This window comes from Micromonospora sp. NPDC092111 (assembly GCF_044755745.1).
Classification (GTDB): domain Bacteria; phylum Actinomycetota; class Actinomycetes; order Mycobacteriales; family Micromonosporaceae; genus Micromonospora.
In genome coordinates, this window is record NZ_JBIVRQ010000006.1 from 189,058 (window position 1) to 203,908 (window position 14,851).

Genomic DNA, 14,851 nt, shown 5'->3' on the forward strand with positions numbered 1-14,851 from the left:
GACCACCCCCACGTCACACCACCCGGTCGTGGCGCGCCCCCACGCGCCCGACCCGGATCGTCGAGAAAGGACGATCATGCCCTCGTACCCCCGGCGCTGGCCCCGCGCGCTCGTCGCGGCGCTCACCACCGCCGCGAGCGTCACCCTTGCCGTCGCCGCCCCACCGGCCGCGCAGGCCGCCCCGATCCCCGCCGCCGACTACCAGCAGGTCACCCTCGCCACCGGCGCGGCTGAACTCGGTGAGGCCATGTCGCTGGCCGTCATGCCCAACCGTTCGGTGATCCACACGGCTCGCAACGGCACCGTGCGGGTGACCGACGCCGCCGGCAACACCAAGGTCGCCGGCACCCTGTCGGTCTACACCCACGACGAGGAGGGCCTACAGGGCGTCGCCGTCGACCCCGGCTTCGCCACCAACAGGTACGTCTACCTCTACTACTCGCCCACCCTGAGCACCCCGGCCGGGGACGCCCCGACCAGTGGGACGGCGGCGGACTTCGACCGCTGGAAGGGGCACCTGCGGTTGTCCCGGTTCACCCTCAACGCCGACGACACGCTCAACCTCGGCAGTGAGCGGATCGTGCTCCAGGTCGACAACGACCGGGGCCAGTGCTGCCACGTCGGCGGCGACCTCGACTTCGACGCCGCCGGCAACCTCTACCTGACCACCGGTGACGACACCAACCCGTTCGAGTCCAACTCGTACACCCCCATCGACGAGCGGACCGACCGCAACCCGCAGTTCGACGCCCAGCGCTCGTCGGGCAACACCAACGACCTGCGCGGCAAGGTGCTGCGGATCAAGCCCCAGCCGGACGGCTCGTACACCATCCCGGCCGGGAACATGTTCCCGCCCGGCACGGCCAGGACCCGGCCCGAGATCTACGCGATGGGCTTCCGCAACCCGTTCCGGATGAGCGTGGACAAGCCGACCGGCATCGTCTACCTCGGCGACTACGGCCCGGACGCCGGCACCACCGACCCCAACCGGGGCCCCGGTGGCCAGGTCGAGTTCAACCGGATCACCGGGCCCGGCAACTACGGCTGGCCGTACTGCACCGGCACCAACACGACGACCGAGACGTACAACGAGTACACCTTCCCGTCCGGGCCGTCGCTGGCCAAGTACAACTGCGCCGGCGGGCCGACCAACAACTCGTTCCGCAACACCGGCCTCACCACGCTGCCGGCGGCGAAGCCGAGCTGGATCAAGTACGGCGACGCCGGATCGCCGCCGGAGTTCGGCGGCGGCTCCGAGTCGCCGATGGGCGGACCGGTGTACCGGTACAACGCGGCGCTCAACTCCAGCGTGAAGTTCCCGGCGTCGCTGGACGGCCGCTACTTCGCCGGCGAGTACGGTCGCCGCTGGATCAAGGCGATCGCGGTGAACGCCGACGGCTCGCCCGGCGAGATCTCCGACTTCCCGTGGACCGGCACCCAGGTGATGGACCTGGCCTTCGGGCCCGACGGCGCGCTCTACGCGCTGGACTACGGCACCGGGGCGAACAACCAGGCGCTCTACCGGGTCGAGTACATCGGCGGCGGCAACCGCAGCCCCGTCGCGGTCGCCTCGGCGAACCCCACGTCGGGGTCGAGCCCGCTGACCGTCACCTTCTCCTCCGCCGGCAGCTCCGACCCGGAGGGCGGGGCGCTGAGCTACCTGTGGACCTTCGGCGACGGGACCACCTCGACGGCGGCCAACCCGACCAAGACGTACACCACCAACGGCACCTACACCCCCACCCTGAAGGTCACCGACCCGACCGGCCTGTCCGGCACGGCGAGCCTGGTCGTCACCGTCGGCAACACCGCTCCGACGGTGTCGCTGACCCTGCCCACCAACGGACAGCTCTTCGACTTCGGTGACACGGTGCCGTTCCAGGTCACCGTGAGCGACCCGGAGGACGGCACGATCAACTGTGCCCGGGTGACGGTCAGCTACGCGCTGGGCCACGACAGCCACGCCCACCAGATCACCTCGAAGACCGGTTGCAGCGGCACCATCACCATCCCGGTCGACGGCGAGCACGACGCGGCGGCCAACATCTACGGCGTCTTCGACGCCGCGTACACCGACAACGGCGGGCTCACCACGCACAGCATCAAGACCCTGCAACCGAAGCACCGGCAGGGCGAGCACTTCGGCGCCCAGTCCGGCGGCGTCCAGCTCGCCGACCACGCCAGCGCCGAGGGCGGCCGGACCGCCGGGTTCATCGACAACAACGACTGGATTTCGTACCAGCCGTACCACCTGGCCAACGCCAACCGGTTCACCGCGCGGGTCTCCTCGGCGGGCGCCGGCGGCACCATCGAGGTGCGTACCGGATCGGCCACCGGCACCCTGCTGGGCACCGTCACGGTGCCGGTGACCGGAAGCTGGGAGACCTTCACCACCGTGTCCGGCGCCATCACCAACGCGCCGTCCACGCCGACCACGCTGTACCTGGTGTTCAAGGGCGGCGCCGGCAACCTGTTCGACCTCGACTCGTTCACCTTCGCCACCGGCTCGGGCGGTGGCACCGGGGCGGTCAGCGTCCGGGCCCGGGCCAACGGTCAGTACGTGACGGCGGACAACGCCGGTGGGCCGCTGATCGCGAACCGGGCGACCGTCGGGTCGTGGGAACAGTTCGACCGGGTCGACGCCGGCAACGGCAACATCGCCCTGCGGTCCCGCGCCAACGGCCTGTACGTCTGCGCCGACAACGCGGGCGCGTCGCCGCTGATCGCGAACCGTACCGCGATCGGCCCGTGGGAGACCTTCCAGCTCGTCACCAATTCCGACGGGACTGTCAGCCTGCGGGCCCTGGTCAACAACCAGATCGTGACCGCCGAGAACGCCGGGGCGTCGCCGCTGATCGCCAACCGCGCGGCGATCGGGCTCTGGGAGAAGTTCGACCTCACCGGCTGACGGCCGGCGGGCCCGGGCTGGTCGCACACCGCCCCGGGCCCTCGGCGCGGTCGGCTGGCGACACCGGGGCGGGTACGGCGGGAGGACATCCCCATACCCGCCCCGGTGTCGCCGGGTGGCCCGGATGCCGGTGTGCCGCTCCGGCATGACCCTGACCCGGCGGCATGTCCGCCCTGCTCGGTACCCGCTAGCCGGGGACGACGGTGAGCCGGGGCCGGGTGGGCTGCGTCAGGCCGGCCAGGCTCAGCAGGGTGTGCCCGGTGGCGTCGTCGACCACGGCGACCCGCACCGCGTCCGGCTCCCGGTCGGCCAGTGGCACGGCGAACACCGCGGTCACCGGGCGGCCCTGGTAGAGCGCGGCGTGCCCGACGAAGCGCCAGTCGCCGTCGTCCCAGTGTTCCCGCACGTCGGAGCGGAGCAGCGGCGCCACCCGCCGGTAGGAATCGCTGAGTTGGAGCTGGTGCACGGTGGCGAGCAGCGGCACGCCGGAGCCGCCGCGCAGCGGGTGGGTCAGTCGGGCGCGCAGCCGGCGCAGCGGCAGCAGCCAGGCCACGTCCAGCTCCGGCGAGAGCGCCACCACCGCCGCCAGTTCGGCGAGCAGCACGGCGGTGCCGGCCAGTGGTCGCCCGGTGAGCGCGGTCGCCCAGCCGACGGGGGCCAGTCCGGCCAGCCCGCCCGCCGTCACCAGCAACCCGGCCCGGGCCAGGCTGCGACCGGAGACGGGGGTCGGGCGGGCGCTCAGGCAGCCGCAGGAGGAGTCCGGGGCGGCCCGGCGGGCGTAGGTCAGGTAGCCGAGGAAGCCGACGGCCAGCACGGTCGCGGCGACCGCCTCCAGCCGCAGCACGGGTGGCAGCAGGAGCAGCGCGCCGAGGGTCAGCTCGACCCCGCCGAGCAGCCGGTACGCGGGCAGCGCTCGGCGTTGCCCGAGCAGCCGGACGAGCGCCGACCGGTTGGCCGCCGTGGCGGCGTGCCGGCTGAACAGCTTGACGCGCGCGGACCAGAGCAGCACCGCACCGACGATCAGCGGTTGCAGTGCCGCGATCATTTCGATCATGGGTTCTCCCATCGGTTGTCGGCGGAACGACGCCCGGGCGGTGCGCGCCGCCCGGGCGTCGCCGGTCAGGCGGCGGCGTAGACGGTGGCGATGTCGAGTTCGTTGGTGTCCGGGTGCCAGGCGCCGAGCACCTGGACGTGCCGGCCGACCCGCAGCAGTGACAGGTCGCTGACCGCCGGGGTGCCGTTGTAGACCGCGGCGGAGCGGTCCGGCACGACGTGCGCGACGATCCGCCGGCCCTGGTGGTCGAGGTGCAGCACGTTGCGGCCGACGGCGGCGATGTGCCCGTGCAGGTTGACGATGTTGACCCAGACGGATTCCGCGGCGAGCGTGCCGTCGGGCAGGCGGACGCCGCGGGCGTAGAGCCCGTCGCCGACGGCCACCCGGTCGAACGTGGTCGGGTGCAGCTTCCAGATGCTCGTGCCGTCGGTGATCCGGATCGAGTGCAACACGGTGTCCGAGCCGGTGACCAGCAGCATGTTGCCGGTGACCTTGCTGATCCGGCCCTCGGCGAAATTGGGGTCCGGTGCGCCCGGTTCGATGGTCGCCGCCGTTGCGGCGAAGGCCGCCTCGGGGGCGAGCGAGCCGAGCCCGGTGGCGCCGACCACGCCGCCGAGCGCGGCGGTGGCGAGCAGTCGTCTACGGTCCAGGGTCTGGTGCATGGTGCGGCCTCCCGTTCAGATGGAGTCGACCGAGCAGGGCCGGAGCCCGGTGGAGAGACTGGCGATCGCGCTGAACGCGGCGGGCGTCAGGTCGATGATCCGGTTGCTGCCGCAGGCCGCGCCGCAGCAGGTGCGCTCACCGCAGAACAGGTCGGTCTGCGGCCCGCAGTCGGCGATCGTGGTGCCGACCCGGGCGCCGTTGCAGAGGTTGGTGGTGTAGTGCCGGAAGCCGCAGCCGCGGCGGCTCATCCCGATCCCGCAGGTGTCCGGGCGGGTGATGGCCAGGCATGCGTCCGAGGTGTTCGGCCAGGCGTGCTGGTAGTTGCCCGAGCTGCAGGTGCCGCAGGCGCCGCCGCCCGTGGTGCCGCAGGGTCCCCAGGCGCTGCCGCAGCAGAACCACGACACCTCGCCTTGCAGTGCTGCCATGGGTACCTCCCTCCAGAGATGGTCATCGACAACGATGAATGTCGATATAGACCGCGATTGTTGTGTTGAAAACCACCGAAGTCAACGTCTGGAGGGAAGGTTTCCTACGTACGCGGTCCGCCGCCGCCACCGTCCGCCGAGATGATCGTGGCTCCGCCCCTGCTGGCGGCGCGGTGCAGCCGGTCGGCCAGCACCCGCAACTCCTGCACCAGGTCGGTGGGTTCGAGCACGGTGAAGTCGTGTCCCAGCAGGGCGAGGTGCACCGCGATGGGCGGCACCGAGTCCGCGCCGGTGGTGAGCAGGCAGCTCGTCGGGTCCACCGGCTCCACGATGCCGGTCGTGGGTGGAAAGCGCTCCGCCACCACGTCGGCTGGGGCGTGGACCAGGACGCGGGCCCGGACGCGGTACGGCGCGGTCGAGACGGAGTCCGACACGAAGGCCGCCGCGTCGGGCGGGTCGCGAGGGGTGAACCGGACCCCGGTCGACCGCGGGTCGTCGATCCGGTCCACCCGGAAGGTGCGCCAGTCGTCGCGCGTCTCGTCGTACGCCACCAGATACCACCGGCGGCCGGTGTGCACCACCCGGTGCGGCTGCACCGTGCGGACGCTGGCCGCGCCGTCGCGGCTGCGGTATCCGAAGGTGAGCCGGTGCTGGTCCTGGCACGCCTCGGCGATCACGGTGAGGGTGGCCGGGTCGACGGTGGGCTCCGGCCCGGTCAACGGCACGGTGGCCAGCCGCAGGGCGGCCGCCCGCTGGCGCAGCCGGGCCGGGAGCAGGCGCTCCAGCTTGGCCAGCGCGCGCAGCGAGGTTTCGGCGATGCCGGTCACGGTGTGGCTGGTCGCGGTTCGCAGGCTCAGCACCACCGCGACCGCCTCGTCGTCGTCGAGCAGCAACGGTGGCAGCGTCGCCCCAGCGGCGAGCTGGTAGCCGCCGGCCACGCCCGGGGTGGCCCGGACCGGGTAGCCCAGGCCGCGCAGCCGGGCCACGTCACGGCGCAGGGTCCGTACCGTGACGTCGAGCCGTCCGGCCAGCTCGGGACCGGTCCACTCGCGTCGTGTCTGCAGCATCGAGAGCAGCCGCAGCAGGCGCGCCGACGTGTCGTACATGAATCAAGGGTGTCAGACAACGAGGACCGGATCTGTCCGCAATTGCGCATAGCGTGGGCGGCATGACCATCGACTGGAGCGAACAACTGGCCGACCAGGTGGACTGGCACTGGCACCACCAGCTACGGCGCCGGCTCGACGGGTTGACCGACGACGAGTACCGCTGGGAGCCCGTCGCGGGATCCTGGAGCGTGCGCCCACGGGCGGAGTGCCGCGCCGAGGCCGCGCACGGTTCCGGCGAGTACGTCATCGAGTACGAACAGCCGGAACCGACGCCGCCACCCGTGACGACCATCGCCTGGCGGCTGGGCCACCTCATCGTCGCCGTCCTCGGCCAGCGCAACGCCGCCCACTTCGGCGGCCCACCGTGCGACTACGACAGCTTCGGCTACGCCGGCACCGCCGACCAGGCACTCCGACAGCTCGACGAGGCGTACGCCACCTGGACCAAGGGCGTGCGGGGGTTGGGCGACGACGGGTTGGCCCGCCCCTGCGGCCCGGCCGAAGGGGCATACGCCGACTTCCCGATGGCGGCGCTCGTGCTCCACATCAACCGGGAGACGATCCATCACGGAGCCGAGGTCTGCCTGCTCCGTGATCTCTACCAGGGCCGCAGATGACGGCGGTGGCACACCGGTTCCATTGGTCTTGCCGGGTCGTTTGTTTCCGCTGGCGGTGACGGTGTCCGTGCCGCTGCCACCGCGCGGTTTCAGCGGTACTGGTTATTGGGCTGCCGGTGGGGCAGGCCCAGGGATGGAGGTCTCTGATGGCGGTTGGTTGGAAGTTGGTGTTCGATGCGGCTGATCCGCATCGCCAGGCGGTGTTCTGGGCGGAGGCACTGGGTTACCTGATCGAGGACAACAGCCCGCTGATCGAGCAACTGCTGGCCGCCGGGGCGGTCGACGCCCGGCTGCGTGTCGAGTTCGAGGGAAGGCTGTTCTGGCGGGACGCCGCAGCGGTGCGGCATCCCGAGGATCCGTTCGATCCGGTCAGTGGTGCGGGTCTGGGTCGGCGGCTGTTGTTCAACCGCGTTCCGGAGTCGAAGGCGGTGAAGAACCGTCTCCATGTCGACGTCCACGCCGGCCACGATGCCCGGGAGGCGACCGTGGCCCGGCTGCGGGAGCACGGCGCGACGCTGGTCCGGCAGGTCAGGGAGCCGGGGGGCGAGTGGACCGTCCTCACCGACCCGGAGGGCAACGAATTCTGCGTCGCCTGAGCCGGGTCGGCGCGCGCCGCGGTCAGAGCCCCTGCCCGATCTCAACCAGATAGCCGTCGGGGTCGCGCAGATAGCACCGGATCTCCGTGCCGTGGTCCTTCGGCTCGGTGAGGAAGTCCGCACCACGGGCCTTCCACTCCTTGTAGAGCTTCCGGATATCGGCAACCCGAACGTTCATCGCGCAGCTCAGAGTATCGGAATCCGTTGGTGCTACCGCCTGCACCGTCGGCTTGTCATCGGTGGGGCCGCCCTCGACGTTGATGATGATGTAGCTGTTGAAGAACCTCATGATCAACGGATTGCTCTCGTGCACACAGGTGGCTCCGAATACTCGCTCGTAGTATTCGCGCGACCGATCGAGATCGCGAACAATCAACAGAGTGGCGAGGAACATCCCGTCCTCGGGTTTGAAATAGTCGGGTGCCGCGTTGGCCAGAGTCACATCTACCCCCTCTTACCGGACCACCCTGGAGATTCGGGCCGATGTCGGCGTTCCCGAAGAAGACGGGCCGAAACCTCCGGATCGCGGTCCGGCGTACGGCCCGTGTTTCAGAGCCGATCCGAGCGGGGTGGGACCCGGATGGGGGAACGCTCCGATCCCGCCGATGACGCGGCCGTCAGCTCTCCGTTCGGACCATCAGGGCGAGTCCGACGGTGGCGAGCAGCCCGGCTGCGGCGGGGATGAGGAAGACCAGGGGCAGGCCGATGGACGCGGCGCCGAGTCCTCCGGCGGCACCGCCCAGGGCGGAGGCCAGGGCGGTGGAGCTGATGAACACCGCAGAGGCGGTGGCGACGGCTGTCGGGAGGAGCCGCTGGGCAACGATGATGCCGAGGGCGGCGAACACGCCCCACACCGCGCCCATGAGGATCTGGCCGGTGAACAGACCGGCAGCGGTGCCGGTGGTGGCGAAGCAGATGTTGGCAGCGATTCCGAAGGCGGCGCCGATCACCATGAGGGGCATCATGCCGATTCTGCGGGCGACGAGGACTGCCAGCGGCATCAGGATGATCTCGGCCAGCGGCTGGATGCCGATGATCGCTCCGCTGAGCCCGGCCGGGAACCCCAGTTGTGCGGTCATGTAGATCGGCAGGTACGCATATTTGATCGGCTCGCCGAGGTACACCAGGACGTACAACCCGGTGAACGCGAGCAGGGGCAGCATCGCCTTCGCGGTGGGAGCGACCGCCTGCGGCTGCGGCGTGTTGCCGTGGCCGGGTGTGATGCGCAGTGTGCCCAGGGGAATGATCTGGGCGAGCGTGCAGAGGGCGGTGGCGACCAGCATGGTGCGCAGCGAGGTGTGCGCGGCGAGGAATGCCCCGGCGGCGGGACCGATGACCCAACCGCCGGTCAGGGCCATCCGGACCACGGCGACGACGCCGTCGTTGTGCGGGTTGGGGCGTGCCGTGAGCTGGTCGTTTATCGCGGCGAAGAGCTGGGACGTTGCCGCGCCGCCGAACGCGCCGATGACGGCGCTGATGAGGTACGGCATCCAGAGCTGCGTCGAGTAGGCGATACCGATCCAGCCGACGAAGCCCAGGACGGCACACCACCGGAACAGGCCCAGGCGGCGTCCGGTGCGATCGGACCGGCGGCCGATCAGATAGCCAGCCACCGGTGCGGTGAGGCTGGTGAGGTAGAACAGCCCGGCTGCCCGCAGCGAGGCACCCAGGTCGTTGACCAGGAACGAAGCGATCTGTGGTGCGGCGGCCGAGAACCCGACCGCACCGAGGAACACCGCGATGGTCGCGCCGCGGTAGAGCGGCGAAGTGAGTGTCAGCCGTAGCGCCGAGGGGTGCGCTACGGGTTCGTCGAGCGCAGGGTCGGTTGCTTCGATCTGATCGGGCGGGGTCATCTATCGCCTCTTCCGCGAGTCGGTGTCGGGGTGCTGTCGCGGGTGACGAGTTCGACCGGGAACCGCTGACGATGACCTGTTGCGGGGACGCCGTCGAGGAGCAGCCGGGTGGCGGCGGCGGCCATCTCCTCGACCGGCAGGCGCATCGTGGTCAGCGGCGGGTTGGTGCAGACGGCGGCGATGCTGTCGTCGAAGCCGATGATGCTCACGTCGTCGGGCACCCGACGACCGGTGGCGGTGATGGCCTGGACGGCTCCGGCGGCCATCAGGTCGCAGGCGACAAACATCGCGTCGAGGTCCGGGCCGTGTCGTAGTAGCTGCTGGGCGGCGTGGTGACCGCCGTCGCGGTGGAAGTCGCCGTCGGCGCTGACCCGCGGTAGCCCGAGGTCGTGAACGGCGCGTTGATAGCCGATCCGCCGGTCGATGGCGCAGGGGTTGGCGACGGGACCGTGGATGGCGGCGATACGGCGTCGGCCGAGCCGGTGGAGTTCCTGGACCGCGGCGTACGCCCCGCCCACGTTGTCGGCCCGCATCGCCGGGACCGACGCCGAGGTCGGCACCATCGACACCACCCGACGGCACCGGCGGTGGAACCGGCTGGCGAGATCCGGGGTGATGTCGGCGAGAACCGCTCCGACGGTGGCGTTGGCGGCGATCTCCTCGATGACGTCACCAGCCGCGTCAAGGCCGACCGCGTGCAACCGTAGCTGCACGCGGGCACCTTCCAGCACCGGCATCATGCCGGCCAGCACCCGGCTGAAGTACGGATGGGTATTGAGCCATCCGATGCCGGGGCCGTACGTCGCCGCGATGACATCGACGGCTCGCAGCCGACCGGAAGCCAGCGCCCTGGCCGCCTCGTTCGGCTGGTAGCCCAGTTCCGTCACGGCCGCGTAGACCCGCGCTCGCAGCGGACCCGAGGCACCCGGGACGTCATTGATCACGCGGGACACGGTCGCGCGGGACACACCCGCCACCCGCGCGACGTCCTCGATCGTCGGCCTGACCTTGCCCATCGGGTGCCTGCACTCTCCACGGCGATCACCCGCCGCCGCGTGCGCTGAACGATAAACCCGAGAGCGCTCTCACGCGAAGCGGTCGACAAGCTCACCGAGCGCGGCGCGCGGGTCTCGACAAGGGACGCCCGGGCCCGTAGCCGGGTCACGCTCACCGACCCGGAGGGCAACGAGTCCTGCGTGTCGTAGCCGGTCTCCCGTGCGTGCGGCGCCGGCCGGTCAACGGCCGGCCCGCGACCTGCTCGCTCGGCGACAGCTCCGCCTCGCCCGTCGCCAGGGGGTCCTCGCCACGGGCTTCCCGGCCCGGCGCGGAGGCCGGACCCGCCCGGGACGGCGTGACCGGGACACTCCGGGTAGCGCCGCAGCCGCCGCCGGCGGCGTGCGGTCACCCGGCCCCGAGGCAGACGAACGCCGCCGCGGTGGCCCGGGCGGTGCTGTCGCCGGACGCGACGAACGCCCGCTGGGCGTCGGCGAGGGCCTGCGCCGGGCGGGCCCCGGCCCGCATCCGTCGGTGCAGGTCCAGCATGAGCGCGGTGGTGGGGTCGGCCGGCACCGGCAGCACGGTGGCGATCAGGCACCGGGCGCCCAGGGCCAGCAGCACCGCGGTGAAGCCCATCACCTCGTCGCCCGGGCGTACCCCGGTCAGCCCCGAGTCGCACGCGGAGAGCACCACGCAGCCGGGCGGACGGGCGACCCGCTCCCACTCGTACGCGAACAGCGGCCCGTCGGCCAGTTCCAGGGTGGAGAACTGGGGATTGTCGGCGCGGAACGTGCCGTGGGCGGCGATGTGCACCAGCCCGGCACCGTCCAGCGCCGAGGTCAACGCGTCGGCGGTGGCGTCCGCCCCGGTGAGCAGGCGGGCCCCGGGCAGGACCCGCGCGAGCCGGCGTACCTCGGCCTGGGCGGCCGGCAGACGCGGCCCGCCGGCCAGGACCGGCGGGCCGGCCGGCGGTTGCCGGTGGTCCGCCCCGAGCCAGACCGTGGCCGACGGGGCAGCCGTCACGGCGCGCCCGGCGCAGGTCGGCAACCCGGACCACGGGACGGCGTGCAGCGCCCCGACCGGGACGATCACCATGGCGCGGTCGGCCAGGTGCCGCCGCAACGGGTCGAAGAGCTGACGGTCCAGCGCCGCCGCCGCGTGCCCGGCCCCGGCCCGCGCGGCGGCCGAGTCCCCGGTGGTGACCAGCCGGCGCAGGCCGAACCGGTGCGACCGGGCCAGGTGCACCGCCTCGGCGAGCGGACCGAGGTCGTGCAGGCTGGCCCGGCCGTCACGGACCAGCACCGCCCGGAGCCGGTCGCCGTGGGCCACCAGCTCGACCAGCACGCGGGAGCCGAGCCGGTCGGCCAGCGTGCCCACGCCGGGCGGGGTCACCACGCCGGTCCCGCCGGGCACCCGCCGGCCCAGGTCCCGGATGCGCTGCTCCAGCCGGGCCTGCCGGCCGCGCAGCGCGTGCGCCGGGCGGCCGGCCAGCACCGCGTCCTCCAGTAGGCTGCTGACCAGCCTGAGCTCGGCGAGCGCCGCCACCAGGTCGGGGTCGTCGGGAGGCAGCGCCGCCCGCATCCGCAGGGTGTTGGCCCGCCACCGCTCCGCCCACGCCAGGACCCGGGCCGGCGCACCGGCCCGGACCGCGATGTCCAGGCCCTCGGCCGCCAACTCCCGCCCGTACGTCCCGCTGTGGGCCCGCAGCTCCGTGGCGCCGAGCGACGTCCGGTGCCGGTCGAGCACGGCCAACCCCCGGCGCAGCGCCCGGGCCGCGCCGGGGTCGTCGCCGTTCAGTCGGCGGGACAGGGCCAGGGCGTACCAACCCTGGACCCGCCGGGGCGCGGTGCCCCGGCGGCGGGCCCGGGCGGCCACCTCGAACAGGGCCACCGCCCGGCCGGCACGGCCCGAGGCGGCGGCCAGGAGGCCGGCCTCGATCCGGGTGGTCAGCGCCGGGCCCGGCCAGCCGGTGGCGTCGAGCTGGTCGGCGGTGCGGGCCATCGCCGTGAGCAGGGTCGCCGACCGGGTGCCCCGGCGGAACTCCGCGCGCAGCTCGACGTGCCGGGCGAAGGCGGCCCAGGTGCGGCGGCCCTGGCGCCGGAACCGGACCCGGGCCTGCGCGGCGGCCCCGGTCGCGGTGTCCAGGTCGTTGGCGAGCAGCGCGGCCCGGGCCCGGGCCAGCAGCGCCTCGGCAAGGTCCGAGGCCATCCCCCGGCGGCGGAGTTCGCGGACCGCGGCGGCGGCGACCTCGACCGCCTCGTCGACCAGGGGCACCGACAGCAGCAGCTCGAACCGGTCCAGCAGCAGCGCCGGCCGGGGCACGGCGAGCCGCCGGTACTCCTCGTCCACGGCGGCGAAGCAGCGCAGCGCCGCCGCGATGTCGCCGCGTTGGCCGGCCGCGATCCCGCTGTTCCAGCGCGCGTCGGCCGCCGCGAGGTCGAGCCCGAGCCGCTGGAAGGCGGCCGCCGCCCGGGCGAGGTCGTCGTCGGTGCCGCCGGCGGAGCCCCGGTGGGCGTTGAGCAGTCCCCGGTTGTTGCGGGCCCGCGCCTCCAACAGGGTGTCGCCCTCACGCTGGGCGATGTCGATGGCCAAGCCGTAGTCGCGCACCGCCTCGTCGTACCGTCCGCGGTAGTGCAGCACCACCCCCCGCTGCATCCGGGCCCGCCCGGCGTCGGCCCCGGTGAGCTGGGGCAGCGCGGCGGTCACGGCGCGCAGCGCCGCAGCGGTACGGCCGGCGTTGGCCAGCACGTAGCCGAGGCTCATCCGGGCCAGTGCCCTGGTCCGGGGCGTGCCGGCGGCCCGCACCGCCCGGCGCAGGTGGCGCAGCGCGCCGGGCAGGTCGTTGAGTTCCCGCAGGGCCAGCCCGGTGGCCCGCTCGGCGGTGGAGCGCTCGTCGTCGCCGGCGCTGCGGCCGGCGGCGAGCACCCGCTCGGCGATCGTGATCGCCTCGCGCGGGTAGCGCTGGACGGCGTCGAGCGCCGCCTGCGCCGCCCCGGCACCGGAACCGGTGCTGTCGGGCATGCCACAGAGAGTCCACGACGGACGGCGCGTCGTCAATGTCGACAACCGACACCGGAATGTCGGAAATCCGCGCCCGACCATTCGTGTCATTGACATTAACCTATGCTTTGGAAGAATCGGCGGTGCCCCGGGGAATTCGGCCGCGCCGGCCACCGGCGGGCGCGCTCCTGTCGATCCGCATGGAGGACCCGTGCCGCCTGACCACCCCACCGCGCCGCGCCTCGCCGGCCGGCTGTCCCGACGCCGGCTGCTGGCGGCGTCCGCGCTCGCCGTGGCGACGGCGCCGCTCGGCGCCGGGCTGCGCCCCGTCCCGGTGCTCGGCGCCGGGCTGCGCCCCGTCCCGGTGCTCGGCGCCGGGCTGCGCCCCGTCCCGGTGCTCGGCACCGGCCCGCGTCCGGTCTCGCCGCTCGGCGACAGCGCGGACGACGCCGCCTACCAGCGGGCGTTCGACGAGGCGCTGGCCGCCGACCGGGACGTCCGCCGGCACAGCACGCCGGGGCGGGAGTTCCTCTACCGGCCCCGGCAACTGCTCGCCGCCGTCGCCGACACCCAGCGGGTCACCGCCTGGCTGCGCGCCCGCGGCTACCCGGTGACGGTGGGGGCCGGCTTCGCCGGCGTCAGCCGGCTGCTGTTCGACCGGGAGACCGACGTCCCGGGAGTCGTGACCGCACTGCGCGACCCCCAGCAGTGGCCCGGCCAGCCGGTGCCGAAGGTCCAGCCGCACCACGTGCTGCTGGGCCTGGGCAACATCATGGGCAACCCGGGCAGCCCGCCCCGGGCCGCCGCCGCGCTGCCGCCGCCGGACAAGACCCGGTCCGGTGAGGGCGCGGGCGTCACCGTCGGGATCTGCGACACCGGCATCTGGCAGCAGGCCGGCGGCTACCACCCGCAGTGGCTCGGCGGCGCGTACCTGCCGCAGGTCGACGACGAGGACCCCCTGTACGTGCACACCGACGTGCTCGCCCCGCAGGGCGGGCACGGCACCTTCGTCGCCGGCGTGGTCCGGCAGGCCGCGCCGGGGGTACGCGTCGACCCGGAGCAGGCGCTGAACGCCAGCGGGGTCGGCGACGAGGCGACCGTGGTGGCCGCCATGGGCCGGCTCGCGCCGGACGTGTCCGTGATCAACCTGTCCCTGGGCGGCTTCACCCAGGACGACCAGCCCTCGCTGCCGCTGGCCAACGCCGTGGCCGCGCTGCCCCCGACGAGCGCCGTGGTCGCGGCGGCCGGCAACGCCGGCCACAACCGGCCGGTCTGGCCGGCCGCCCTGGGCCGGGTCGTCGCGGTCGCCGCGGTCAGCGCCGGCTCCGGCGGCATCGTCCCGGCGGCCTACAGCGGATTCGGGACCTGGGTCGACGCCTGCGCCCTCGGTGAACGCGACAGCACGTACGTCGAGGGTCAACTACCGCTGCCCGGCCGGCCGACCCTGGTCTTCCACGGCTTCGCCGCCTGGGCCGGCACCTCGTTCGCCACGGCGCACGTCTCCGGCCGGCTCGCCGCCCTGATGACCGCCGGTGGCCTGAGCGCCGACGCGGCGCGCACGGTGCTGCTCGCGGCGCCCCGCTGGCAACCCGACTACGGCGTGCTCGTCGGATGAGCCGCACCCGCGGGC

The 14,851-nt window shown here is 73.2% G+C and carries 13 protein-coding genes; 5 read left to right on the forward strand and 8 right to left on the reverse strand.

The window, feature by feature from the left end; genetic code table 11:
* Window positions 1-76 precede the first annotated feature (76 nt).
* Complete coding sequence (locus ACIQG9_RS15120) at window positions 77-2,908, forward strand: PQQ-dependent sugar dehydrogenase (RefSeq protein ID WP_400402136.1); 2,832 nt, start codon at window positions 77-79, stop codon at window positions 2,906-2,908.
* Window positions 2,909-3,095: 187 nt separating this feature from the next.
* On the opposite strand, the gene ACIQG9_RS15125 is transcribed toward ACIQG9_RS15120, so the two are convergent.
* The 4 genes from ACIQG9_RS15125 to ACIQG9_RS15140 form a co-directional block, all read right to left on the reverse strand.
* The gene (locus tag ACIQG9_RS15125; RefSeq protein WP_400402138.1) at window positions 3,096-3,962 is read right to left on the reverse strand and encodes a MauE/DoxX family redox-associated membrane protein; all 867 of its coding nucleotides are present in this window, start codon (window positions 3,960-3,962) and stop codon (window positions 3,096-3,098) included.
* A 65-nt stretch (window positions 3,963-4,027) separates the two neighbouring features.
* Window positions 4,028-4,624, reverse strand: coding sequence for a cell wall protein (locus ACIQG9_RS15130; protein ID WP_400402139.1), 597 nt, complete (start codon window positions 4,622-4,624; stop codon window positions 4,028-4,030).
* Between the two features lie 15 nt (window positions 4,625-4,639).
* Window positions 4,640-5,050 (reverse strand): hypothetical protein, encoded by a 411-nt coding sequence (locus ACIQG9_RS15135; RefSeq protein ID WP_400402141.1) that lies wholly within the window; start codon window positions 5,048-5,050, stop codon window positions 4,640-4,642.
* 104 nt (window positions 5,051-5,154) lie between these two features.
* On the reverse strand, window positions 5,155-6,156 hold the full coding sequence (locus ACIQG9_RS15140; protein ID WP_400402143.1) for a helix-turn-helix transcriptional regulator: 1,002 nt from the start codon (window positions 6,154-6,156) through the stop codon (window positions 5,155-5,157).
* Window positions 6,157-6,218: 62 nt separating this feature from the next.
* On the opposite strand from ACIQG9_RS15140, the gene ACIQG9_RS15145 reads away from it, so the two are divergent.
* Together ACIQG9_RS15145 and ACIQG9_RS15150 are read left to right on the forward strand one after the other, a co-directional pair.
* Entirely contained in the window at window positions 6,219-6,776 is a 558-nt protein-coding gene (locus ACIQG9_RS15145; RefSeq protein WP_400402145.1) for a DinB family protein, read from the forward strand.
* 167 nt (window positions 6,777-6,943) lie between these two features.
* A complete protein-coding gene (locus tag ACIQG9_RS15150) occupies window positions 6,944-7,372 on the forward strand; it encodes a VOC family protein (protein ID WP_400402458.1) in 429 nt (142 codons plus the stop codon).
* 22 nt (window positions 7,373-7,394) lie between these two features.
* On the opposite strand, the gene ACIQG9_RS15155 is transcribed toward ACIQG9_RS15150, so the two are convergent.
* The 3 genes from ACIQG9_RS15155 to ACIQG9_RS15165 all read right to left on the reverse strand — a co-directional run bounded on the left by ACIQG9_RS15155 (window position 7,395) and on the right by ACIQG9_RS15165 (window position 10,241).
* Window positions 7,395-7,814 (reverse strand): VOC family protein, encoded by a 420-nt coding sequence (locus ACIQG9_RS15155; RefSeq protein ID WP_400402147.1) that lies wholly within the window; start codon window positions 7,812-7,814, stop codon window positions 7,395-7,397.
* A gap of 175 nt (window positions 7,815-7,989) precedes the next feature.
* Complete coding sequence (locus tag ACIQG9_RS15160) at window positions 7,990-9,225, reverse strand: MFS transporter (protein ID WP_400402149.1); 1,236 nt, start codon at window positions 9,223-9,225, stop codon at window positions 7,990-7,992.
* Window positions 9,222-10,241 carry a LacI family DNA-binding transcriptional regulator gene (locus tag ACIQG9_RS15165; RefSeq protein WP_400402151.1) on the reverse strand — a complete coding sequence of 340 codons (1,020 nt, stop codon included), beginning with the start codon at window positions 10,239-10,241 and terminating at the stop codon, window positions 9,222-9,224. Before ACIQG9_RS15165 ends, ACIQG9_RS15160 begins: the two co-directional genes overlap by 4 nt.
* A gap of 51 nt (window positions 10,242-10,292) precedes the next feature.
* Between ACIQG9_RS15165 and ACIQG9_RS15170 the strand changes: the two genes are divergently transcribed.
* Window positions 10,293-10,430 carry a VOC family protein gene (locus ACIQG9_RS15170; protein ID WP_400402460.1) on the forward strand — a complete coding sequence of 46 codons (138 nt, stop codon included), beginning with the start codon at window positions 10,293-10,295 and terminating at the stop codon, window positions 10,428-10,430.
* A 196-nt stretch (window positions 10,431-10,626) separates the two neighbouring features.
* Here ACIQG9_RS15170 and ACIQG9_RS15175 read toward each other — a convergent pair whose 3' ends face one another.
* Window positions 10,627-13,242, reverse strand: coding sequence for a CHAT domain-containing protein (locus ACIQG9_RS15175; protein ID WP_400402153.1), 2,616 nt, complete (start codon window positions 13,240-13,242; stop codon window positions 10,627-10,629).
* Window positions 13,243-13,432: 190 nt separating this feature from the next.
* On the opposite strand from ACIQG9_RS15175, the gene ACIQG9_RS15180 reads away from it, so the two are divergent.
* A complete protein-coding gene (locus ACIQG9_RS15180; protein ID WP_400402155.1) occupies window positions 13,433-14,836 on the forward strand; it encodes a S8 family serine peptidase in 1,404 nt (467 codons plus the stop codon).
* Window positions 14,837-14,851 lie beyond the last annotated feature (15 nt).